23 protein-coding genes and 1 tRNA gene are annotated in these 22,145 nt (G+C 66.1%); 1 reads left to right on the forward strand and 23 read right to left on the reverse strand.

What is annotated here, in order from left to right; all coding sequences use genetic code 11:
- Positions 1-141: 141 nt before the first annotated feature.
- The 23 genes from DNK52_RS03850 to DNK52_RS03965 form a co-directional block, all read right to left on the reverse strand.
- Positions 142-220 (reverse strand) — tRNA-Gln (locus DNK52_RS03850).
- Positions 221-248: 28 nt separating this feature from the next.
- Positions 249-917 (reverse strand): 3-oxoacid CoA-transferase subunit B, encoded by a 669-nt coding sequence (locus DNK52_RS03855; RefSeq protein WP_110239617.1) that lies wholly within the window; start codon positions 915-917, stop codon positions 249-251.
- A 1-nt stretch (position 918) separates the two neighbouring features.
- Positions 919-1,614 carry a 3-oxoacid CoA-transferase subunit A gene (locus DNK52_RS03860; protein WP_110239618.1) on the reverse strand — a complete coding sequence of 232 codons (696 nt, stop codon included), beginning with the start codon at positions 1,612-1,614 and terminating at the stop codon, positions 919-921.
- On the reverse strand, positions 1,611-2,804 hold the full coding sequence (locus DNK52_RS03865; RefSeq protein WP_110239619.1) for a thiolase family protein: 1,194 nt from the start codon (positions 2,802-2,804) through the stop codon (positions 1,611-1,613). The genes DNK52_RS03860 and DNK52_RS03865 overlap by 4 nt, the downstream gene beginning before the upstream one ends.
- 548 nt (positions 2,805-3,352) lie before the next feature.
- The gene (locus tag DNK52_RS03875) at positions 3,353-4,576 is read right to left on the reverse strand and encodes an acyl-CoA dehydrogenase family protein (RefSeq protein ID WP_162598592.1); all 1,224 of its coding nucleotides are present in this window, start codon (positions 4,574-4,576) and stop codon (positions 3,353-3,355) included.
- A 113-nt stretch (positions 4,577-4,689) separates the two neighbouring features.
- Positions 4,690-4,950, reverse strand: a complete 261-nt coding sequence (locus tag DNK52_RS15955) for a cupin domain-containing protein (RefSeq protein WP_162598593.1) — start codon at positions 4,948-4,950, stop codon at positions 4,690-4,692.
- A gap of 521 nt (positions 4,951-5,471) precedes the next feature.
- Positions 5,472-6,407: a fumarylacetoacetate hydrolase family protein gene (locus DNK52_RS03885; RefSeq protein ID WP_110239623.1), complete on the reverse strand. Its 936-nt coding sequence runs from the start codon at positions 6,405-6,407 to the stop codon at positions 5,472-5,474.
- 14 nt (positions 6,408-6,421) lie between these two features.
- A complete protein-coding gene (locus tag DNK52_RS03890; protein ID WP_338036722.1) occupies positions 6,422-6,958 on the reverse strand; it encodes a flavin reductase family protein in 537 nt (178 codons plus the stop codon).
- 274 nt (positions 6,959-7,232) lie between these two features.
- On the reverse strand, positions 7,233-8,114 hold the full coding sequence (locus tag DNK52_RS03895; RefSeq protein ID WP_110239624.1) for an IclR family transcriptional regulator: 882 nt from the start codon (positions 8,112-8,114) through the stop codon (positions 7,233-7,235).
- Positions 8,104-8,799 carry a 3-oxoacid CoA-transferase subunit B gene (locus DNK52_RS03900; protein WP_110239625.1) on the reverse strand — a complete coding sequence of 232 codons (696 nt, stop codon included), beginning with the start codon at positions 8,797-8,799 and terminating at the stop codon, positions 8,104-8,106. The genes DNK52_RS03895 and DNK52_RS03900 overlap by 11 nt, the downstream gene beginning before the upstream one ends.
- Complete coding sequence (locus tag DNK52_RS03905; RefSeq protein WP_110239626.1) at positions 8,796-9,527, reverse strand: CoA transferase subunit A; 732 nt, start codon at positions 9,525-9,527, stop codon at positions 8,796-8,798. Before DNK52_RS03905 ends, DNK52_RS03900 begins: the two co-directional genes overlap by 4 nt.
- 11 nt (positions 9,528-9,538) lie before the next feature.
- Entirely contained in the window at positions 9,539-10,258 is a 720-nt protein-coding gene (locus tag DNK52_RS03910; protein WP_162598594.1) for an SDR family NAD(P)-dependent oxidoreductase, read from the reverse strand.
- Positions 10,251-10,667, reverse strand: coding sequence for an SRPBCC family protein (locus DNK52_RS03915; protein WP_110239628.1), 417 nt, complete (start codon positions 10,665-10,667; stop codon positions 10,251-10,253). The genes DNK52_RS03910 and DNK52_RS03915 overlap by 8 nt, the downstream gene beginning before the upstream one ends.
- A gap of 65 nt (positions 10,668-10,732) precedes the next feature.
- Positions 10,733-11,383: an NADPH-dependent F420 reductase gene (locus tag DNK52_RS03920; RefSeq protein ID WP_110239629.1), complete on the reverse strand. Its 651-nt coding sequence runs from the start codon at positions 11,381-11,383 to the stop codon at positions 10,733-10,735.
- Complete coding sequence (locus DNK52_RS03925; RefSeq protein ID WP_110239630.1) at positions 11,380-12,147, reverse strand: ABC transporter ATP-binding protein; 768 nt, start codon at positions 12,145-12,147, stop codon at positions 11,380-11,382. Before DNK52_RS03925 ends, DNK52_RS03920 begins: the two co-directional genes overlap by 4 nt.
- Complete coding sequence (locus DNK52_RS03930; RefSeq protein ID WP_110239631.1) at positions 12,144-12,914, reverse strand: ABC transporter ATP-binding protein; 771 nt, start codon at positions 12,912-12,914, stop codon at positions 12,144-12,146. Before DNK52_RS03930 ends, DNK52_RS03925 begins: the two co-directional genes overlap by 4 nt.
- Entirely contained in the window at positions 12,911-14,902 is a 1,992-nt protein-coding gene (locus DNK52_RS03935; protein WP_110239632.1) for an ABC transporter permease, read from the reverse strand. The genes DNK52_RS03930 and DNK52_RS03935 overlap by 4 nt, the downstream gene beginning before the upstream one ends.
- 23 nt (positions 14,903-14,925) lie before the next feature.
- Complete coding sequence (locus DNK52_RS03940) at positions 14,926-16,164, reverse strand: acyl-CoA dehydrogenase family protein (RefSeq protein WP_110239633.1); 1,239 nt, start codon at positions 16,162-16,164, stop codon at positions 14,926-14,928.
- A 52-nt stretch (positions 16,165-16,216) separates the two neighbouring features.
- A complete protein-coding gene (locus DNK52_RS03945; RefSeq protein ID WP_110239634.1) occupies positions 16,217-17,551 on the reverse strand; it encodes an ABC transporter substrate-binding protein in 1,335 nt (444 codons plus the stop codon).
- A 134-nt stretch (positions 17,552-17,685) separates the two neighbouring features.
- On the reverse strand, positions 17,686-17,988 hold the full coding sequence (locus tag DNK52_RS03950; RefSeq protein ID WP_110239635.1) for a DUF6295 family protein: 303 nt from the start codon (positions 17,986-17,988) through the stop codon (positions 17,686-17,688).
- Positions 17,989-17,990: 2 nt separating this feature from the next.
- Positions 17,991-18,752, reverse strand: a complete 762-nt coding sequence (locus DNK52_RS03955; protein ID WP_110239963.1) for a dienelactone hydrolase family protein — start codon at positions 18,750-18,752, stop codon at positions 17,991-17,993.
- A gap of 29 nt (positions 18,753-18,781) precedes the next feature.
- Positions 18,782-19,240 carry a VOC family protein gene (locus DNK52_RS03960; protein ID WP_110239636.1) on the reverse strand — a complete coding sequence of 153 codons (459 nt, stop codon included), beginning with the start codon at positions 19,238-19,240 and terminating at the stop codon, positions 18,782-18,784.
- 56 nt (positions 19,241-19,296) lie between these two features.
- Positions 19,297-20,943: an FAD-dependent monooxygenase gene (locus DNK52_RS03965; protein ID WP_204163355.1), complete on the reverse strand. Its 1,647-nt coding sequence runs from the start codon at positions 20,941-20,943 to the stop codon at positions 19,297-19,299.
- Positions 20,944-21,177: 234 nt separating this feature from the next.
- Here DNK52_RS03965 and DNK52_RS03970 point away from each other — a divergent pair, with 234 nt between their 5' ends.
- Positions 21,178-22,119 (forward strand): AraC family transcriptional regulator, encoded by a 942-nt coding sequence (locus tag DNK52_RS03970; protein ID WP_110239637.1) that lies wholly within the window; start codon positions 21,178-21,180, stop codon positions 22,117-22,119.
- Positions 22,120-22,145: the final 26 nt, after the last annotated feature.

Genomic DNA, 22,145 nt, shown 5'->3' on the forward strand with positions numbered 1-22,145 from the left:
CATATCGTTTTACAGCATGTCGATATTGATTCACGATGTCAACGCTCTGCGGATGTTCGCGCCGCACGGCCCAAGGAAGCACAAGACCGGACCCACGACTTCACGGATCCGGCCATTCCGATGTCCCGCGACATCACATTGCTCCCCGGGTAGGAGTCGAACCTACGTCGCTAGTCCTGATTCAAAGTCAGGCGGGCCCTACCGGCAGACCAACCGGGGAACGGCGAGCGGACTCGCCGACCAGCACTCTAGTGGAGGCCCGGCCGCAACCCTGACAGCACGTCGACCCGATCGCGCAACTCGTCAAATCCGATCCCGAAAGTCTCACGCACGCGGAGCCCATCCGAGCCGACATCGAAGACGGCGACATCGGTGTAGACCCGACTGACACAGCCGACACCGGTGAGCGGCATGGTGCATGCCTCGACGAGTTTGGCGGTGCCGTCCTTGGCGAACAGATTCATCATCACGAAGACCTCCTTGGCCCCGATGGCGAGATCCATCGCGCCCCCCACGGCGGGAATGTCCTCGCGCCGACCGGTGTGCCAGTTGGCCAGGTCACCGGTGACGGAGACCTGGAAGGCGCCGAGCACACACACATCGAGGTGTCCGCCGCGCATCATCGCGAAAGAGTCAGCGTGGTGGAAGTACGCCGCCCCGGGCAGCTCGGTCACCGGCACCTTGCCGGCGTTGATCAGGTCCGCGTCGACTTCATCGCCCTCTGCCCGGCGCCCCATCCCGAGCATGCCGTTCTCGGTGTGCAGAACGACCTCCTGCTCAGGAGTCAGGTAGTCAGCGATCTTGGTCGGCTGGCCGATTCCCAGGTTGACGTAGGCACCCACTGGGATCTCTCCGGCGATGACCCGTGCCAACTCGTCCATCGTCAGCGGACCGCGATCCAGATTCTCCACCACCATGTCAGCGCGCTCCTTGCACCGTGTAGCTGCGGGAGTCAACCCGCACGACACGGTCGACGTAGATCGACGGTGTCACAATGACTTCTGGGTCGAGCAATCCAGTCTTCACGACTTCGTTCACCTGGGCGATGGTCGTGGTCGCGGCCGTGGCCATGACCGGGCCGAAGTTGCGGGCGGTCTTCCGGTAGACGAGGTTTCCCAGCTCGTCAGATCGGTGCGCCGCAATGAGGGCATAGTCGCCCTTGATGGGGTGCTCCAGCACGTACTCGCGCCCCTCGATGCTGCGGTGCTCCTTGCCCTGGGCCAACGGTGTGCCCACGGCGGTCGGCGAGAAGAACGCGCCGATCCCTGCGCCTGCGGCGCGCATCCGCTCGGCAAGGTTGCCCTGGGGTATCACCTCGAGCTCGATCTGGCCGGAGCGGTACAGGTCGTCGAAGATGTAGGAGTCGGCCTGCCGCGGGAAGGAACACATCACCTTGCGGACCCTCTTGGCCTTGAGCAGCGCTGCCAGGCCGAACTCGCCATTGCCGGCGTTGTTGGCCACAATCGTCAGGTCGGTCGCACCCTGTCGGATCAGGGCGTCGACCAAGTCGACCGGCATCCCGGCGAGACCAAATCCGCTCACCAACACGGTGCTGCCATCCTCAATGTCCGCAACCGAGTCATCCGCGGACTGCATGATCTGACTGCGACTCACGCCGACGCCTCCGGATTCTCGAGTACGACGGCCAACCCCTGCCCGACGCCGATGCAGATCGCGGCCACGCCCCAACGAGCGCCCCGCTCACGCAGGACCTTCGCGAGCGTGCCGAGGATGCGACCCCCGCTGGCCCCCAGCGGGTGCCCGAGCGCGATCGCTCCACCCTTCTGGTTGACCAGTTCGGGGTCCTGCAGACCCTGCTCCAGCCAGGCGTCGACGCAGACCAGGGACTGCACGGCGAACGCCTCGTTGAGCTCGACCCCTCCGATCTGGCTCCAGTCGATCCCCGCCCGGGCCAGTGCCCGGTTTGCGGCGTCGACCGGCGCGTACCCGAAGTCCTGCGGATCCAACGCGAACGCGCCGCAGCCAGCGATCCTGGCGATCGGCGCCCGCCCAATTCGTTCTGCGGCCTGCTCGGACCCGAGCAGCACAGCGGATGCACCGTCGCTCAGCGGCGAGGCATTACCAGCGGTGATGGTCCCGTCGGGCCGGAAGACCGGCTTGAGACCGGCAAGTTTCTCCACCGACGAGTCGGACCGCACCCCTTCGTCGCGAGTCATACCTGCGAACGGAACCACGAGATCGTCGTAGAAGCCCTCATCCCATGCCTTCGCGGCCAGCAGATGGGAACGTACGGCGAACTCGTCCTGCCGTTCGCGGGTGATGCGGAACCGTTCCTGCAACTGCTCGTTGGCCTCTCCCAGGCTGACAGTCCACTCCTCCGGCATGCGCGGGTTGATCTGCCGCCAACCAATCGTTGTCGAAAGGGCCGTGATGTCGGATGCCGGGAACCCATTCGCTGGCTTCGGCAGCACCCACGGGGCGCGAGTCATCGACTCGACGCCGCCGACCAGCACGATGTCTGCGTCACCCGACTTGATCTGTCGCGAGCCGATGATCGCTGCGTCCAGACTCGAGCCACACAACCGGTTCACCGTGTTGGCAGGCACGCTGGTCGGAAGGCCAGCCAGGAGCGCAGCCATCCGACCGATGTTGCGGTTGTCCTCCCCTGTGCCGTTGGAGTTGCCCCAGACAACCTCCTCGATCGCAGCAGGCTCCAGGCCGGGAGTTCCAACCAGCAACGCCTCGATCACACCCGCAGCGAGGTCGTCCGTCCGGACACCGGCAAGGGCGCCCTTGAACTTTCCGAACGGAGTACGGGTCGTGGCGTAGATGAAGGCGCTCATGGGTTCCTTTGGGTCAGGCCGCTTTACGAGGACGGTCCTCGCCAAGCTGCTGGTCGGTGATCAAGGTTGAAGACGATGCGGATATTCGACACTCGGCCACCGCATGACGCCTGCTTCATACCGTCAGTTTTCGACTGCTCCGGTCGCCCCGGCAGGCGCTCGAGGATGGTCCCCCCGGCGGATGACGACCGTTTGACGCCCATCGGCGCACAGGCCGAGGGCCACGCCCGGAGAGACGGACCGACGCACCGGTCCGGTCGCCGATCGGAAGAGCGCACTGCAACCGACGTCGCCCGTGCTGCCGATGACGAGCATGACGGACAACGCCCACAGTCCTCGCCTCGCCAGATCTTCTGCTCCGTGGCGATCAGGGTGGGCACCAACCTGGACACGCGAGAGCGCCGCAGTTGCATCCTCCACGAGGAGCGTGCAGCCGTCGACGCCGACGTCGAGCCGACGCACGATCGAGTAGTGGTTCACGGCGATCCCCGCGGACGGTTGAGTTTCATCCCGAGCTCTGATGACAGGCTCCTCTCGAAGGCAGGCAACTAGTTCGCGAAGTACGCCTCGGCGAACGCCTGCGCCTCCATGTCGAGTTTCGGCGCCATGTTCGTGCGGGCCATGGAGAAGTCGCGGTAGTAGCGCTGCATCCGGGCACCGTTCCTGGCACCCTCGCTGCTGCCGGACATCCGGAACATGAGATCGACCGCCTGCCAGGCCAGGTCCACCGCCTGGTTCGCTGCCATGGAGGTGCGACCCGCGTCGGCACGGGAGAACCCGGATGCCGTGTTCACGGCATCTCTGCAGTAGTCCATGAACCTCTGACCAGCGGCCTCGAGAACGTCCTCGGCCGCGTCGGTGAGCGCAGTCGCCGAGGCGAACGCCCGCTGGTGCTCACCAGCCGTGAACCGCGGCTGGGGACTCGGCCCCATCGTCTTCTTCGTCCGCAGGAGACGCTCGTACTCGTCCGCGGTCGCGCGTGCGGTCCCGACCAGGATCGCTGCAATCTCGAGCTGGGCGTAGCCAGCCGTCTGCCCGCAGAACAACGGGTTGCCGTGCAACTTGTACCCGACCGAGTCCGCGCCGGCGGGCATCGTCATCACCGAACCCTGCACCAGGTGGTCCGCAGGAACGACGGCGTTCTCGACCCGGATGGTGTTGGAACCACTGCCTGCCATGCCCAGGACACTGCCTCGCCAGTTGTCGAGCATCGTCCACTGGTTGCGCGGGAGGACGACGAGGCCGAACGGCTGCGTGGCCGGACCGCCGTGCAGACGGGCCATGACCAGTGCATGTGTGGAGTAGGGCGCACCCGAGCAGTAGTCCCACTCGCCGGTGACCCTCCAGCTCCCGTCCTCCCAGTGCGCCTCGCCCATGGGAACGGGACGGCAGGGAGCCAGGAAGTCGCTCACGCTGCCATAGATCTCGTCCTGGACGGCTTCCGAAAAGAGGGCAGCCATCTGGATGTGGTGCCCCGCTGAGAGGGAGAAGCACCAAGCGGTCCCTGGGCATCCACGGGCGATCTCGCGCACGACAGCCAGGAAGGCAGGTACGTCGAACTCGTGCCCTCCGTACCGGCGGGGCTGCTGGATCCTGTACAACCCCTCGGCCTGGAAGATCTCATGCATCTCAGGAGAAAAGGCGCCCCGCTGTTCGGTGGCCGCCTGTTCCTCCAGGAGTCGCGGCCGGAGTTCCCTGACCTTCGACACCATCGCACTGCGCAGTTCGGCGCCAGAGGCTGCGCTCAGGGTTTCGTCAATAGCAGCAGACACGATGGCCCACCCTTTCTGTATGGACGCAGGCTCCGTGGGAGCTCCGCGCGAAAGAGAAGCAGAAGTAGTTGTCGGGACCGCTCTCCGCGCACTCTGGTGGCGGGAGCAAGCAATCAGGCTTCGGGAGTGGAACGCAGGTGCTCCGGGGCGACAGTGACAAACAGCATCCAGCGATCCCCCTGACCGCGCGTCACGTGCCCGGCACCGGTGACGTCGTCGATGTACGCCATGTCACCGGCAACCGGACGGGTGACGGTGCCGTCCCCCGTCTCGTTCTCAGCACACCCGTTCAGGGTGAAGCCCAACTGAGGGCGCGGCCCGTTGTGCCAGACCCCCGGCGCGTACCCGTCGTCACCGTAGTCACGACGAGTCACGAAGGCACCATGCGACTGGGGCCACTCATCGGTGGGGGGCACTGGCACCATCGGTCCAGGCCAGGTGAACGGTTCTGACCTTGACGTGCCGTTGTCGTCGTAGATCCACGTCAACAGCGGCCGCCCTGGCCGCCGTGCCTCGTCTCCCCTCGCCTGGTTGTCACCAGGCGAGGGGAGCCAACGCGGCGTCAACGCGTAGAAGAGCCACGCGTCTCCTGCCCACTCGAGGTCCAGCGCCCCGTCAGGAGCGACATCAGCGCCCAGCACGTCCCCTGGACCGAGGTCTCCGAGGTCGTTCCCATCGGCTCTGACGCGCACGGTGCCGGAGAGCACAACCATCAGATGGGGACCCAACGAGCCGGGCTCTGGCTCCTGTCCCTTCACTGCGCGCATCATCCAGAAGGCGGTCGCTGGGATGACATCGCTGGGGCCCTTGACCCGAGAATCTCGATGAGGCAGGAACCCGCTGCTCGCCTCGATCCCGGCGCCGGTCTGTTCGAGCCTTAGGACGCGCACGTTCCTCAGGCCTCGGCGGCGGAGTACTTGCCGGTGAGCTGCGGCGACGTTCCCTCAGCCCCAGCTTCCGCGCGCGCGTGGCGTGTCTCACGATTCCAAGTGCGCTTGAGGTCGTCGCGGATGTCGATCGCCAACCGGCCGAGCCCACCGACCTCGAGCTCGACACGGTCGCCGTCCATGAACGGGTGCAGGCCGCGGTGGTTGGTCCCCGTGGCGATGATGTCGCCGGGCTGCAGCGTGTGGATGGACGAGACGAACTCGACGCAGCGCGCGATGTCGTAGGCCATGTCGTTGGTGTTGAATTCCTGCATCAGCTCGCCGTTGGTCCACAGCCGGACGGGGAGGTTCATCGGGTCCTCGATCTCGTCCGCAGTGACGATGAAGGGACCGATCGGGCAGAAGGTCTCCCTGGACTTCATCTGGTAGAACGCGTTCTGACGAGGCGGGATGCCTCGCGCCGAGCCATCGATGAGATTGGTGTAACCGAAGATGTAGTCGAAGGCCTCGGCAGCGGACACGTTCTGGGCCGTCTTCCCGATCACGATCGCCAACTCCGCCTCACCCTCGAACACGGTCGCCGCGATGTCGGGGAGGACCATCGCATCGCCGTGGCCGATGATCGAGTTCGGCGTCTTGGCAAATCCGTTGATGGGCGGCCGCTCCGAGATCGTGCCGTCCTCCATGTAGTTCCTGGCCATGCAGTCGATGTTGAGCGGCCGCGGCAGCGGCGGGCGGATGCGCACCGAGTCGAGGGGAACCCCGACGCCGGCTTGAGCTGCTTGCTCGAGCGGTTCGCGGTAGGTCTCCCACTCCTCGATCACGGTGATCATCAGGTGCTGCGGCGTCCGGTCAAGGAGTTCCTTGACCGCCGAAGAGACGTCGACGACCTCATCTCCATTTGCAACGCCCAGCTTGAAGTCGTCAAAGAACAGCAGCTTCACTTCGGTGGTCCTCTCTAGTCTTGCGGGTTGGGAACGAACTGGCCGTAACGACCACCGAAGAAGACCAGCGAGCGCCCGTCCTCCACAGCGTCGAGATCGGTCACGGATGCGACAGCGATCGTGTGATCGCCGGCCTCGTATTCGGCGTACAGCTCACAATCGAGCCATGCGACGGCGTCGTCGAGCGCAGGGCCGCCGGCCCGGTCGTGCCAGGTGAGACCGGCGAACCGGTCCCCGGGCGCGGAGAACCGTCGGCTCGCGCTTTCGTGGTGCGCGGCGAGAATGCTGATGCAGAAGCGCCCTGCCCGGCGGAGCTGAGGCCACGTCGACGATGTGCGCGCGGCACAGATCGAAACCAGACGGGGCTCCAGGGACACCGAGGTGATCGAGTTGACGGCCATGCCCACCGGGCCATCCGCAGTGCGGGCCGCCAGGAGGACCACGCCCGTAGGCAGTTGACCCAGTACCCGCCGGAAGTCCTGCGCGGGACGGAGGTCGCGACCGGGCGAGGTCCAGGTCGGGGGTTGTGCAATCGCAGTCATCATCATCATTCCATCTGTCGGAATCGGATTTCATAACCGTAGGGTGATGAGCATCACGCGTCAAGCGATTCGGAGCACCTGATAACCGCCATGCCTCAGCAGCCAGGGCCGCGGTCCACGCCCTCGGCGCAGGCAGGCGTTCGCTGCGTGGGGTCGCCGATCAAGCGACGCGGTGTTCGGGATGCCGCGACCGGAGGAGCGGTCGGCGAAGGGGGCGTTGACCACGCGGGGCTTGCCTCAGAGGCTGCGACCGCAGCGGCAGACGCGCCTCAGGCGGCGTGCGTCAGACGGATCGCTCGCCCGAGGTCGAGATGGCCCCGGGCAGGGACACACCGTCGCCTGCGGCCGCAGGAGGCAGATCACCTGAGGCACTCAGGCGCTCGGACATCTCCCGCGCCAGCGTGAACATCTGTTGCACGATGTCGCTGTCCTGCGAGGGGTCGATCCGCCCCAGGGACAACATGGCCGCGATCGGGCGGCCATCCACGTCGAGGACGGGCACCGCGAGCCCACGCCCGTGGTCGAACCGTTCAGAGTTGTCGACCGCGTAGCCCTGCTCACGGATCCGGGCGAGCTCCTGCTCCATCCGCGCTGGATCAGTGATGGTGTTCGGGGTGTATTGGCGCATGCCTGCAACCTCGTAGAAGTAGCGAGCCTCCGTTTCAGGCAGGTACGCCAACAGCAACTTTCCGTCAGCCATGGCATGCGCAGGCTGCGGATGTCCCGCTTCGAACTCGATCATCTCGGTGTGCGGGCCGGCCACTCTGGTCAGCTGGACGGTCTTGACTCCGATGAGCGTGCTCAGCACAGCGTCGTGGCCAGACCACTCCGCCAAGCGGGCAAGGTACATGCGGCCGTCGTGAAGCACCGGGTTGGTCACCAGACCCACAGAGCCGACACCGATGGCACGCATCCCCAGCCGGTACTTTGCCGTCCGGGAATTCTGCTCGACCCACCCGACGCTCACGAGGGTGGACAGGATGCGGTGGACGCTGGCCGGCGAAAGCTGTACGAAGGTGGCAAGTTCAACGATGCCGAGCGGGTACGGGTGCTCAGCGAGCGCGGTGATGATCCTCGTGCTGCGCGTCACTGCACGTACGCCTCCGGCGTCACGACCATTCTTCTCGACAGCCAACCTCGCCGACGCCTCGCTCTCAGCGCTCACAGGACTCCGATACCGCCACCCTACAACCCCGGACCGGGGTCTCTGGGAACCGTACCGTCACGGCCGCTCCCGTGGACACCTGAACATCCTCAACGGTGATTCCAGGAGCCAGTTCGGTCAGAACGAAGCCCTCCTGTGCGATGTCGAAGACCCCGAGGTTCGTGATGACCTGGTCCACCACCCCGCGCCCGGTCAGCGGCAAGGTGCAGCTCTCGACAAGCTTGACTGATCCGTCGCGGGCCAGGTGGTCCATCACCACGATCACCCGGCGCGCTCCGACGGCCAGGTCCATCGCGCCGCCGATGCCTTTGACCGCGACGCCGGGAACCGCCCAGTTCGCCAGATCGCCGGACGACGAAACCTGCATCGCACCCAAGATGGAGAGATCGATGTGTCCGCCTCTGATCATGGCAAAGGAGTCGGAGGAGGAGACGAACGAAGCGCCGGGCAGTGCCGTGACCAGCTCCGTCCCGGCGTTGATCAGGTCAGGGTCCTCGAGCTGTCGGCTTGGTGTCGGACCGATGCCGAGGACCCCGTTCTCGCTGTGGACCACGACGTCGATCCCTGCAGGCACATGGTCCGCGACCCGCGTCGGCTGCCCGATCCCGAGGTTCACGTAGTACCCGTCCCGCAGCTCGCGTGCCGCGCGGACCGCGACCTCCTCGCGCGACCAACCGCGGTTCACTGGACAACCTCTCTCGCCTCGACAACGCGCTGCACGAAGATGCCCGGCAGATGCACCGAGTCCGGGTCGAGCACTCCCACGTCCACGACCTGTTCCGCCTCGACCACCGTGATGCGCCCTGCCATGGCCACGTCCGGGTTGAAGTTGCGCGCCGACGCGTGGAACACCGCGTTTCCGTGACGGTCGGCAATGCTGGCTCGCACGAAGGAGTAGTCGGTGGTGATCGCCTCCTCGAGCACGAACTCCTGTTGCCGCCCGTGACGCTCAAAGCGCCGCACTTCCTTGGCTGGACTCACCTCGAGGGTCTCTCCTCCAGGCCCGAAACGGAGCGGTACGCCCCCGTCAGCCACCATCGTTCCCACCCCGGTTGCGGTGTAGAAGGCGGCGATTCCGGCACCACCAGCACGCAGGCGTTCAGCCAACGTTCCCTGTGGTGTCAGCTCGACCTCGATCTCCCCCGCGAGGTACTGCCGGGCGAACTCCTTGTTGGAGCCGATGTAGGAGGCGATCACCCGATCGATACGCCCGGACTGGAGCAAGAGGGCGAGGCCGGCGCCATTGACACCGCAATTGTTGGTGACCATGGTGAGCCCGGTGGCCCCGCCCTCCCGCACAGCCCTCACGAGCGCCCACGGCACACCCGCGGTCCCGAACCCGCCGACCGCGATGCTGGCCCCGTCGGGAAGGTCCGCGACCGCTGCGCTGGCGTCGTCGAACGTCTTGTCCATCCGCTAGCTCCTCACCGGAGCACCAGGCCGCCGTCCGGGCACAAGGTCTGCCCAGTCATCATCTCGGCCTCGGGTCGCACGAGGAAGGCGACAACCTGGGAGACATCTGAGGGCACCAGGCTGCGCCGGATGGCCTGACTCTGACGCACGTCCTCGACCAGCGCGTTCTCCACATCGGCGAGATCCGCTCCCATGCCACCGCCCGGAGGCGGCGTCATGCCGGGCGCCACACAGTTGACGGTGATGCCTTGCGGGCCCAGCGACCTGGCCAGCGACCGTGCGGCGCCGATGAGCGCCCCCTTGCTGGTGATGTACGGGAGCATGTCCGGGACCGGCGGGGGGTTGAAGAAGGTGTCCGACACGATGAACACCACGCGGCCATATCCGCGCTCCGACATCCCGGGGCTCAACTCCTGCAGAAGCCAGATAGGCGACTCGACATTGACTGCCATGACCCGGCGCAGCAGGTCGGCACGAAGGTCAGGGAGAGGGGCGAGTTCGAAGGAGGCGGCCGCGTGGACGATGACGTCACACCGACCGTGGTCGGCCAGCACCTGGCGTGCTGCGGAGCGGACCGACTCCTCGTCCGACAGATCGACCGGGTACTCAGACTCCCGGTCGAGCACCGCGACGCGATGCCCCTCGGCTTGGAGACGTTCGACGATCGCCGATCCGATGAATCCCGCACCGCCGGTCACCAAGGCGACCGGCGTGTCGGGAATCTCAGGCATTGAACTTGCTGTCGAGCCCTGCGAGTGCACCGTCGACGTCAGCGCCGATGCCGCCGCGTGCCATGTCCTGCATCTCGTCAGGGACATCGACCTCGATGGTGTACTCCACCTCGGAACCCGCTCCGTCCTCCTTCACTGCGAAGGTGGCATCCAGGCTCTTCATCGGGACCTCCTGTCCGGGCACCAACCCGTAGGTCAGCGTCTTTGCGCCCTCGTCCTGAGCGGTCACCCGGTCCATGACGGAGTCGCCGCGGGTGAAGTTGACCTTGCGGTCCCCGGTGGGCTGCATTTCGACCGACTCGATGTGGGGCTGCCAGGAGGCGTAGCCCGCGAAGTCACTGACGAACGCCCAGGCTTCATCGGCGGAGACGGACAGGTGGGTGCTCTTGCTGACACGAACGATTGCCATTGGTTTCTCAATTCTCTTGTCTGTGTTCACGTGCACGCTGCACGCGAACCGGAGTGGGGTGGTGTTCAGGCTTGGGCTTGCGCGAGCTGTTCCTTGGCTTCCGACGCGGTGAGCATCTCCAGCCGGGCAGTCAGTGGACCGCTCATGCCCTGCAGGTGACCTCCGGTGCGGAGGTCGCCGGTGTCGACGGCGACACAGCCGATGCTGGCTACGAGGTCGCTCACCCGAGACTTTGCACCGGCGTCGTCGCCGGCGATGTAGACGGCCTTGGCCTCGCCGTCGTTCTCGCTCTCCGACCCCAGGGCAGCGACCAGGAACGGAATGGGTGTCACGTTGAAGGCCTTGACCACGTCGGCGCCGGGCACGTAACCAGCGACGATCTCGCTCGACACCTGGTCGCCGATGTCGATGAGACCCTGCGGTCCCGGGGCGCTGCGGTTGTTGGTGGCGTCGACGACCACACGGCCCTGCCAGTCAGCCACGGCTGCCACCGCGTCGGCAGTGCGCCCCCAGGGCGTCGCCAGGAGAACGAGGTCCGCGCCTTCGACCGCGTCCGCCACCGTCCGGGCCTCCACGCTGGGGCCGAGATCGGCGACCAGGTCGGCAAGCGACTCCGGCCCGCGTGAGTTGCTGAGGCGTACCTCGTGTCCAGCCTGCACGAACACCGGGGTCAGCGCCTGCGCCATCCGTCCGGCACCGATCATCGCGATCATCATTGTGTTTCCCTCTCATAGATCTTCTGGTTGTGGTCGGTGGCGAGAGACTCCAAGTCCAAGTCATCGCCACCGAGGTAGCTCGCCTCGATCAGGCGCGTGTCATTGAGCAACTCGCTTGCGTCGTAACTGGTGGAGCCCTCCCCGTGGCCCATGAGGTAGGCCCGGTCTGCGATGCCGAGCGCCAGCTGGACATGCTGCTCGACCAACAGGACTCCGCACCCTGTCTCGTCCGCGAACTGCCGGATGACCGGGAGCAACCGTTCCACGATCACTGGCGCCAGTCCGAGGCTCAGCTCGTCGAGCAGGAGGAGACCGGGCTGCCTGGCCAAAGCACGGCCCAGTGCCAGCATCTGTTGCTCCCCGCCCGACATCACCCCGGCGCGCCGGTTGGTGATGGCGGCCAGTGCCGGGAAGTACTTGTAGGCCAGCTCGGCGTCGAGGTGTTCGCCACGACGACCCAACTTGAGGTGCTCAGCCACCGTCAGCCCGAAGAACAGTCCGCGGTCTTCGGGCACGTGAGCGATGCCCCGGCGGGCGCGTCTGGTCGGTGAGACCGACGAGATGTCCTCCCCGCCCAGGGTGACGCTCCCACCGTGGGTCTTGATCACACCAGAGATCGCGCACAACGTCGTCGTCTTGCCCGCGCCGTTCGGTCCCAACAAGGTGACCACCTCACCGCGTCCGACGCGCAGGTCGAGATCCCGCACGACGGTACTCCCGTGGTAGCCGGCCGACAGCCCCCGCAGTTCAAGTGCCTGAGTCATGATCGCTCCCCACTGATCGACGCAGCTGCTGTGCCCAGATAGGCAGCGATGACCCGGGGGTCGTTCTTCACGTCACCGGGCAGTCCAGCAGCGATGACCTTCCCGAACTCGAGGACGACGACGTGGTCGCAGGTGCCGAACACAAAAGAGATGTCGTGGTCGATGAGCAACATCGACTGACCGTCGTCCGCCAGTCGTCGCAGCTGCTGTCCGAGGACGGCGCTCTCGTCTGTGTCGAGGCCCGCCGCGGGCTCGTCGAGACACAACACCTTGGGCGCAGCGGCAAGCGAACGAGCGATGCCGACCAACTTGCGCTGACCCTCCGCCAACTCGCGCGGGCGCGCCTCTGCAAGGTGGGCGATGTCCAGAGCCTCGAGCGATGACGCCACCGCGGCCGACTGAGGCAACGTTGCCCCCAGCAACTCACGCAACGTGGAGACCAGGGTTGGTCGGTGGGCCGCGACGGCGATGTTCTCAGCGACCGACAGATCGTCGAACAGGTCAACCGCCTGCCAGGTCCTGCCCAGACCGGCCTGCACGCGAGCATGAGGACGCTTGCGTTTCAGGTCCACGCCGTCGAGACGCACCGTGCCTTCGTGGCGGACGAATCCCGTCAAGGCATCGATGAAGGTCGTCTTGCCTGCCCCGTTGGGGCCGATGAGGCCGACCACCTGACCGGGGCCCACTGCAATGTCGACCTCGTCGAGTGCCGTGACACCACCATAGTGAACGCTGATACCGCGGGCGTCCAGAACGGGTTGGATCATGCGGGAACACCTTCCTCGACGCGGGGACTGACGACACTCGGCTCCGATTGGGCCTTGTGCTCTGCGCGGCGCTCCTTCTTCAGCTCCATCCCCACGAGCAGGCCGTCGGGGAACAGCTTCAGTTGGACGAGCAAGCCCACGCCGATGATCAACTGGACCCAGATCGAGATCTGGTCCTGAGGGAGTACCCACTTCTGGAGAATCAGCGGAACCACGGCACCGATGGCACCGAAGCCGGCCAGCACGGCACCCTGGACGAGCGTCACTCCCAGCACGTAGACGCTGGCGACCAACGTGAGCGCGATGGCGATCCCGTAGCTGCCCGCCGAGACGGTGGAGTAGTTGTAGGCGTACATGACCCCGGCGGTTCCGGCCAAGGCCGACGCGATGCCGAAGGCGACGATCTTCACCGCACGCACGTTCACCCCGACCGCTGCAGCTGCACGCTCGTTGGACCGGACGGCCAACATTCTTCGGCCCAGGTCGCCTCGTCGCAGATTGGCGACGAACGCGTAGAGGACGACGGTGCCGACCAACGCGAGCAGGCCGAAGAGAGGGCTCGGCAGCGTGCCGTTCAGACCGGGGAAGGAGGCGTCGGCACCGAGGTTGACGCCGAAGAGGGTCGGCGACTCGACCGGCGCTCCAGTCTGGCCCCCACCCCATCGTGCGTTGGCGAAGACGAACTGTTCGATGGCGATCGCCGCTGCGAGCGTGACGACGACCAAGGTGATCCCCCGCACTCGCAAGGCTGCGGCGCCGATGGCCACGCCGAGCACGGTTGCGAGGGCGATGGCGATGATCGGCCCCAGTGGAAAACCGATGCCGAACTCGGTCCCGAGCCGGGACACCGTGAAGGCGCCGAGGCCAGCCAACGCCAGTTGCACCACCGAAAGCTGACCGACGTATCCCATGATCACGACGAACGAGAGGCAGAGCACGGTGGCGACGAGCCCTGTGGTGACGGCCTGACGGAAGTCCGACGGCAGCACGACCAGAGCGACAGCGCACGCCAGCACGACCGGAGCTGCGCGGCGTACGAGCCTCTCCTGACGCGGTACGGGCGGAAGCGACCGGCCAGCGGTCTCGCCTCGCTGGGGCAGACTCGACCCACGCCACCACAACGCGATCACGATGAGGAAGAACTCGGCCACCTGCTGCATACCGGGCAGCGCGAACCCGTCCTGGGTCGGGAACCACGACTGCGTGGAGGCATAGAAGAGCAGCGACTCGCCGATACCGATGGCCAGTCCGGCCGCACACGCGATGCCGAACGACGTGAAGTTGGCCAGCAGCGCCGCCGCGAGGGCAGGCACGATCAGCAGTGGAAGCGTGCTCGCGCTGACGCCGACCACGGAGGCGGCCAGGACCCCCACCAACCCGGCGACGACATAGGCGATGACGGAGTTGGCGAGCGACAGCGAGTCGGGTGACAAACCGGCCAGGATCGCGGAGCGTTCGTTCTCGGAGGCAGCTCGGGTCGCCAGTCCGAACCGCGTGAATCGGTAGAGCATCGAGAGCGCAAGAGCGAGGACGACCACGACACCGGCCAGGATGAAGTGCGCGATCGGGACCGTGACGCCCACGACCTCTACGACCTCAGCACTCAGCACCGCCGGACTGTCCACGGGTGCGGTGCCGAACACCAGTTGAACCGCCGCCTGGAAGAGCAACAGCACCCCGATCGAGGCCACCAACCGCGCCAATGGGGACGCCGTGCGCAGGGGTTTGACCGCGACCACCTCGACCACGACGGCCAGCAGCGCCATTAGAACCAGCGTGAGGAGCACCGCAGGCACCATCATCAGCGCCGGCGCGAAGTAGCCGGTGCGCAGACACCAGAAGATGTATCCGGCGACCATGACGACTGCGCCTGCCGCGATGTTGATGGTGCCGCTGCCACGCCAGCTCAGGACGACGCCGATCGCAATGGTCGCGATGATCGCGCCTGAGGCGAGCCCGAGGATCGAGAAGAGGAGAATGTTTTGCATGTCAGTCCTATTGATCGTCCACGTCAGCCGAGGGGGCTGACGTCGAGTCCGAAATGCACTTGCGCGGACCGCTCGGCAAAGTTTTCGTACTGTAAGCCCGCATTTGTCCGGGCCGTGGAGATATCGCGGTAGTAGCGCTGCATGCGCGACCCGTTGGTCCCTCCTTCACTCGTGCCGGAGGTTCTGAACAGCAGTTCGACCGCCTCCCAGGCCAAGTTGACGGCGTGGTGGGTGCTCGCGTTGATGCTCATCAACTGCTCGGTCTCGAACCCGACCCCGTCCTCCACTGCCTCCGCGCAGAGCTCCTGGTAGTGGCGGCTCATCCCCAGAAGGACTTCCTCGGCGGCTCGGATCTTCCCGGCCGCCACTCCCCAGTGGCGCTGGAAGGCGGGGTGGGTGGAGCGGGGCAGTGCGCCCGGTCCCGGCAGTGTTTTGGTGCTGATGATGCGCTCGTACTCGTCCAGGGCTGCGTAGGCGCAGCCCACCAGGACTGCGGTGACCTCCAGCTGCAGATAGCCCATGGGAGGGCCCGCGTACATGGGGTTCCCGTGGAGCTCGTAGCCCGGCGTCTCGAGGTCGTCCTGCAGCAGGCTCCCGCGCGCGATGTTCTCTTCGGGAACGACGGCACCCTCGATCTCGATGCTGTTCGACCCGCTGCCCCGCATACCGAAGGCTCGTTGCCTCCAGTCGTCCTTCAGGATCCAGCGATTGCGGGGCACGAGCGCCAACCCTTCGCCTGCTGGCGCACCGTCCTCGACCAGGTGCACCCCGAGAAGGGCGTGCGTGGCGTACGGCGAGCCGGAGCAGTAGTCCCAGACACCGGTGATCTCCCAACCCCCGTCGGCCACACGCGTCGCGGTCCCCATGGGGACGCCACGCATGGGGGCACAGAACTCGCCGTCCGGGGCGAGCGCGTTGGCCTGTGCCTTCTCGTTGAAGAGTCCGCTGATCTGCAGTCCGTGTCCAGCCGCCAGGCAGAGGCACCAGCCGCTGCCCGGGCACCCACGAGCGACCTCCACGACCATGCGTACGAAGGTAGCGACGTCGAATTCGTAGCCGCCGAAGCGTCGCGGCAGCAAGGTGCGGTAGAAGCCTGCCGAACGGAACATCTCGTGGGTTTCGGGCGAGAAGGTGCCTCGCCCCTCCGTCACTGCCTGCTCCTCGCGAAGGTGCTCACGCATCGCTGCCGCCCGCGCCACCAGCTCTTCGGGACGCAGGTTCGGCTCAGGCTGGGCAATCGTCAGATCTGCCAGCAAACTCATCGGGTGCTCCTCAGGGGATTGGGAGAATCACGGGGCGAACAGACGAGCTACGTCACAGACCGGCGGGTGAGAGCCATTCGGTCAGAGCCTTGAACTCGCCGCCTCCGGTGTGCTCGAAGACTCGGGTCTGGGCTCCGCACAGACCGGGCTGTTTGGCGTACGCCCCGCACTCGATCTCCGCACTTCCGAGAACGATCGGCCCTTCGAGCGCCTTGGCCGCTTTCGCGATCGAGGCCTCGTCGGCCTCGGCGCCACCGGCCTCATTGAGGAGTCGTGCCGCAGTCAGGACCAGGCCCCAGGCCAGGGACGCGTCGGAGGAGCCCTGGCCTTCCGCCCCGAGACCCACGTCTGCCGAGGCATCCAGATAGGCCTGGACATCCGGCAGGCTGTGGTCCGCGACGTTCGTCTGCGTGGCCAGCTGGTGCCACAGCGGTGCCTCCCCGCCCAGTCCCTGAGCAGTCGCATCGGTGAAGCAGAACGAGCCCGTCGCGACGACCGGCGCAGTGACCGAGAGAGATTCCAACGCCTTCGCAGCGGCGATGCACGCCGGGGGGAAGGACACGAGCGGGATCACGAGATCTGCATCTTGGACGCCCGCGGCCACCGCCGCACCGGTCAGGTTCGTCGTCGAGGGGTCGAAGCCAACCGCCTTCATGTCGATGTCGACCGAGTCGAGAGCCGCCTTGAGGATGCCGACGCCCGCCGTGCTCTGGGCGTCCTGCGGGTAGATGACGGAGACTGACTTCGCCTTGACCACCTCGGAGGCGTAGCTGGCCAACCCGCCGAAGATGGAGCCCGGGTTGCCGTTGTAGGTGTAGACGTTGTCGGCCGCGGCATCGATCGGGCTGATCGAGTTGGACATGAGCAGGGGCTTCTTGCCCTTGTTCACAGCCTGGAAGGACTGGTTGCCGGCCATCACAGTTCCGTAGAGAACCGTCTTCACGTCGTCGTCATTCACCAGTTCGAGACCGCACGCGTTGCCCTCCGCCTCGGCGTCGGCGATGAAGCAGGTGCTGAGGGCGAGCGGGTGCCCATCCACGCCGCCCAGGTGCTCGTTCACGTACTTCACGGCGGCCTTTGCGCCCGCGGTGGCCCACGGGAAGCCCAGTGGCCCGCCTTGCTGGTTCAGCCAACCGATCGTCACCGGTTCAAGACTCTCATCCGCCGCGCCGTCGGTCCCGCCGGTGTAGTCGACGTAGTCCGTGACCGCCCACGGGTCTGCGGAGGCAGTCGCCGCGGGGTCGCCGCCGGTGGCCTCTTTCCCCGGGGTGTCGCTGTCGCTGGCGCACCCTGCGAGCGTGAGTGCGACTGCGAGCACCGACACGGGAAGCGGGAGCCGTCCGAGTCCGCGCGAGCGCACCAGGCGCTGGGACGAAGTGGGTTTCATGAGTCTCTTCCTTCGGGGCGGAGCCGCGAGATGCGGCTGACTGTGTCCGAGAGTGGAATTACTTTCCGAGAAGTGAAATCGCGTTGCAGGTGTGAGGCGTATCACGTATCCGACGCGCCATGTGCGCAGATGCTCTACGAGCTGACGGTCGAGCGGTTGGCAGCACGTTCGTCAGCCAGGTCGCGAACCGCCTCCGGGCTCACCAGCGCAGCTTCGATGGCCCGTACGAGTTCGACCGCGGAGGCGGCACTGAGCTCGATCCCGACCCTCGCACCGACGCCCGCGGAGGGATCGACGAAGTCGATGATGACGGCGTGGTCGAACGGCGCCTGGACGGGATGGTCGTAGAAGACGTTGACCTGATTGACGGTCATCCAGTCGCTCACGCCCCGGGCTGCGCCTGTCACGGCGACCTTCTCGGTGATCCAGGTACACATGGCTACTCCTGACGCAGGTGTTTGTCGTAGAAGGCGAAGACCTTCGCCCAGCCGTCGACGGCCTGCTCCTGCCGGTAGTTGGGCTTGTCGGTGGTGAAGAAGGCGTGGCCAGCGCCGTCGTAGCGATGGAACTCGAACTCCTTGCCAAGCTCCGTCAGCACACGTTGGGTCTCGTCCACCTGCGCCACGTCGGGATTGGCGTCGTCGTTGCCGAAGATGCCCAACAACGGGACCGTCATGTCAGGTGCACGGTGGATCACCCCGTGAGTGGGGCCGTTGGGTCGAAGCGGGTCAGGCTCCTGCGGGAGAACGCTGCCGCCCCAACAGTCGACCGCAGCGTCGAGAGACGGCACGTCACACGCGGCCAGGAACGACTGGCGGCCGCCCGAACAGAAGCCAATGACACCCACCTTGCCGTTCGATCCCGGCTGCGCACGGAGGTAGCGGGCGGCTCCCTCGAGATCACCCATCACCTGCTCGTTCGGCATGGACACACCTACCCCGTCCGCGCGAGCTGCCGCGGCGACGTCCGCCCAGTGCCCAGGACCCCGACGGTGGTAGAGGTGCGGGGCCACCGCTGCGTAGCCTTCGGACGCGAACGCGCGAACGACTTCCTTGCACCACGGATCGAGTCCGGGCGCGTGGTGCAGCACCACGACCCCGGGCCTCCTCTCGCGGCCCAGCGGTCGCGCAGAGTACGCCTCGATCACATCACCGTCATGGCCCGGGAACCCGACCCACTCGACGAGCATCTCGTCCTTCATCGACATCCCCTGCGCAACCGGAAGGACACTCAGATCGACGCCTTCATGTCATCCAGGATCTGCATCAGTTCTTCCTCGGAGAGCGACAGGTCGATGGGCTCGCCGAAGGGCTGCGGCCAGTCCAGGCCGGTGTGCCAGTAGACCTCGACACGGTTGCTCTCGGGGTCATGGAAGTAGCAGCCGAACGCGTTGCCGTGGTTGTTGACGTGGTCGATGTGGTAGCCACGCTCCACGATCAGACGGTAGAACTCGCGCAGGTCGGCGAGCGTCTCGACGGGGAAGGAGATCTGCTGCGGGTCCGTGTGGTGCTGGTCGTTCTGCGCCAGCAGCAGCTCGTGGTGCTCTTCCTCGGGGCGACCACTGAGGAAGATGCGCCGCTCGTCGCGGTCGGTGACCGTCAGTCCGAGGAAGTCGGCGTAGAACTCCTTCATGGTCTCGATGTCGCGGACGTACAGACCGACGTGACCCAATCGGGTGACCTTGGGCATGGTGGAACCTTTCATCTGGATGTTGGTGGTTTCTGGTTCTGTGCAGGAAAGCGCGACTAGCGCGCCCAGGCCTTGGCGCCCGTGATCACGTCGAGAAGGTTCTCGACGTCGGACGGCAGCTGGTCGCCGCGCCACGCGACGTGATGGTCGGAGCGGATGACGGCACCGTCTGCTTGGTAGAGGTCCCGCAGCTCGGCGAGGTCGGAACCCTCGACCGCCAGGACGTCGAAGGGGATGCCGCGGGCCTCGGCCGCCGCTCGCAACGGAGCGGAGTCCAGGTCACCCAGGACGAGGAGTGTGAACCCCTGCCCGACGTGGTCGTACAGCGACGTGCCGTCCTTCAGCCAGACGTGGGGCGCCCGGTTGCCCGGCGCTGCGGAGGGCACGTAGTCCTCGAATGACGGCGGCGGCTCCTCGGTCCCGTCGCGGAAGATGACCGGCGACGAGGAGTATCGGTAGCCGAGTTGGCCACCCATCCGCGTGAACTGACGAGCCTTCTTGGTGTAGATGTCCTCGGCAACCTGGGCGCGGACGGCCTCACCCAGCTCACCCTCGTCCTCGATACCGTCTCGGACCAGTTCCCGCGAACCGGTGAACTGGTTGCGCTCACAGCCGTCGAGGATGAATCGGGTGACCTCGCCACGCTCGATGCTGTAACTGGGGAGCAGCATCGGCCCGCCCCAACCCTGGATGACCGCGGCCAATTTCCAGCCCAGGTCTGCGGCATCGCCGATTCCTAGGTTCATGCCGAAGCCGCCCATCGGCGAGACCAGGTGCGCTGAATCGCCGGCCAGGAACACCCGCTCGAAGTCGAAGCGGGGGGCCTGCATCGAGTGGGTCCAGAAGGTTCCTCCGTTGAGGGGTTCGACCTCGAACTCCTCGCCGATGGCGCGGTAGAGCATCGCGCGACAGGACTCCCAGTCGTCCCCGTCGACGTCGTCGGGCACGGGTGAGCAGAAGTACGCCCAGTGGTCGGTCCCGGATTGCGGCACCAGACTGTCACCGCCCCTGTCCTCGTTGTAGAAGAACAGCATCGAAACCATCGGCGAGGCCTTCCACAACTCTGCGAGCCGTGGGGAGCGGACGTGCCACAGGAAGCTGCGCGCCAGGTTCGGCTTTCCCTCCATACGCACGTTGAGCCCCTGGTTTCGCAGTTGGCTCCGGCTCCCCTCGGCGATCACGAGGTAGCTCGCCGAGATGGTCTCCTCGCCCTGCGGCGTGGTCACGGTCAGGTTGACACCGTCCTCGTCCTGGACGAACGACTGCACCTCGTGCTCGAAGCGAAGGTCGATCAGCGGCAAGGACAGCACGCGGTCGCGCAGCGTCTTCTCGATCGCCTCGTTCGGCGCCCACTCCGCGACCTCGGACGCGATGGGCAGGCGCTCGGACCATTCGTAGGCACGAGGGAAGTTGTGGATGTGGTGCCCGTTGAGTCGCGTGACGAAGGCGACGTCGCGCTGGATTTCGGGACTGACCGGGTCGTTCTCGCGCAGCGCCTCGGCGATCCCCCACCGGCGGAAGTGCTCCATCGAGCGGACGTTGGTCATGTTCGCTCGAGCGACGATGCGCTCGTCGTTCGAGCGCTTCTCGAACAGGACGCTGGCGACGCCTCTGAGCGCCAGGTCGATCGCCAGAGCCATCCCCACGGGGCCGGCTCCGGAGATGGCGACGGGTGCGGCCTGTGCCTTGGCAGTGGCGATCACGTTGCTCCTCAGATTCCGTGTACTGGAATTACATTTCGTAATTTATCGAGCATCTTGGGTCTGTGTCGAGGATCACGTGCACGTCATGGCGGTTAACAGGATGTTTCAACTGCAGGCATTTGACGCTCAAACGGGCTGACATATTTCACTGCTCGCAATCAGTTTCCGTGGCACGGAATCTGAGGTACGGTCCGGTCCGTGTGATGTTCACCACGACCGGAGGAGCCAATCCTGATGCACCCCGTCCCCAAGCCGCAGGTCTTCGACGTCTCGTCCCACCCCCTCGACCAGAGCGTCGAGGTCTGGGAGGAGCACAATGCGGCAGCCCTCGTCGGCTTGACGTGCCGAGTGCCCGACAGCGCGTCCTTCCGCGCCAAAGAGGTGAACCTGCAACTGCACCGGCTGCACCTGGCCCGGGTGCAGGGAACCCCACACACCGTCGTGCGTGACGCCTCCATGGTGTCGCAACGTCCGAGTGATTCAATCGTCGTCTACGCCTCTCTGCGAGGCGAGGCGCTGTGGGAACACGCTGGCGCTCGACGCATTGTGCGGCCCGGACAGCTGCTCGTGTGCGACGTCGACAGACCCTTCCTCCGAGGGTTCGGACACGGCCTCGAGGAGCTCGCGATCAAGGTTCCCCGCGACGCTTTCACCGAACTCACCGGCCTGCACACCGTCGACGTGCCGCTCTTTCTCGACACCACCGGGGCCGAAGCCGATCCTTACGCCAGGGCACTGGTGCGCCAGGTGGGCCGCGCTGTGGGGCGGTCCGCGGTGCCCCCTGACGAGAGGACGATTCTGGAGTTGGTGTCGGTCATCGCCACCGGCGGCAGGATCGGGCTACCGGTCGCGCATCGCGCCGCTGCCCGAGCGTTCATCGACGACCACCTCACCGACACCTCGCTGTCGGCAGCCGACGTCGCCGCCGGCGCCGGGATCAGTGAGCGCCACCTCTCCCGCCTGTTCGCGGAGACCGGCGCCAGCGTTCCCCAACACATCCTGGCTCGGCGCCTCGATCTGGCTCACTCCCTGTTGGGCCGCCCCGAGACACGCGAGCATCGCATTGTCGACATCGCCGCAAGCTGCGGGTTCACTTCGACGGCATACTTCTCGGACGCCTTCAAGCGTCGGTTCGACGCCACGGCAGGTGCGGTCCGACGCAGCGCCGCGGTCTGAGGGATCTCTTGCGACAACAGCGGCGA

Source organism: Nocardioides gilvus, from assembly GCF_003194605.1.
In the GTDB taxonomy this organism is placed as follows: Bacteria; Actinomycetota; Actinomycetes; order Propionibacteriales; family Nocardioidaceae; genus Nocardioides; species Nocardioides gilvus.

Coding starts and splice junctions, on each gene's coding strand:
- DNK52_RS03855 (WP_110239617.1), bottom strand. CDS start 917: ATGGTGGTGGAGAATCTGGATCGCGGTCCGCTGACGATGGACGAGTTG.
- DNK52_RS03865 (WP_110239619.1), bottom strand. CDS start 2,804: ATGAGCGCCTTCATCTACGCCACGACCCGTACTCCGTTCGGAAAGTTC.
- DNK52_RS03890 (WP_338036722.1), bottom strand. CDS start 6,958: ATGATGATGATGACTGCGATTGCACAACCCCCGACCTGGACCTCGCCC.
- DNK52_RS03905 (WP_110239626.1), bottom strand. CDS start 9,527: ATGGACAAGACGTTCGACGACGCCAGCGCAGCGGTCGCGGACCTTCCC.
- DNK52_RS03910 (WP_162598594.1), bottom strand. CDS start 10,258: ATGCCTGAGATTCCCGACACGCCGGTCGCCTTGGTGACCGGCGGTGCG.
- DNK52_RS03915 (WP_110239628.1), bottom strand. CDS start 10,667: ATGGCAATCGTTCGTGTCAGCAAGAGCACCCACCTGTCCGTCTCCGCC.
- DNK52_RS03920 (WP_110239629.1), bottom strand. CDS start 11,383: ATGATGATCGCGATGATCGGTGCCGGACGGATGGCGCAGGCGCTGACC.
- DNK52_RS03925 (WP_110239630.1), bottom strand. CDS start 12,147: ATGACTCAGGCACTTGAACTGCGGGGGCTGTCGGCCGGCTACCACGGG.
- DNK52_RS03930 (WP_110239631.1), bottom strand. CDS start 12,914: ATGATCCAACCCGTTCTGGACGCCCGCGGTATCAGCGTTCACTATGGT.
- DNK52_RS03935 (WP_110239632.1), bottom strand. CDS start 14,902: ATGCAAAACATTCTCCTCTTCTCGATCCTCGGGCTCGCCTCAGGCGCG.
- DNK52_RS03940 (WP_110239633.1), bottom strand. CDS start 16,164: ATGAGTTTGCTGGCAGATCTGACGATTGCCCAGCCTGAGCCGAACCTG.
- DNK52_RS03945 (WP_110239634.1), bottom strand. CDS start 17,551: ATGAAACCCACTTCGTCCCAGCGCCTGGTGCGCTCGCGCGGACTCGGA.
- DNK52_RS03950 (WP_110239635.1), bottom strand. CDS start 17,988: ATGTGTACCTGGATCACCGAGAAGGTCGCCGTGACAGGCGCAGCCCGG.
- DNK52_RS03955 (WP_110239963.1), bottom strand. CDS start 18,752: ATGAAGGACGAGATGCTCGTCGAGTGGGTCGGGTTCCCGGGCCATGAC.
- DNK52_RS03960 (WP_110239636.1), bottom strand. CDS start 19,240: ATGCCCAAGGTCACCCGATTGGGTCACGTCGGTCTGTACGTCCGCGAC.
- DNK52_RS03970 (WP_110239637.1), top strand. CDS start 21,178: ATGCACCCCGTCCCCAAGCCGCAGGTCTTCGACGTCTCGTCCCACCCC.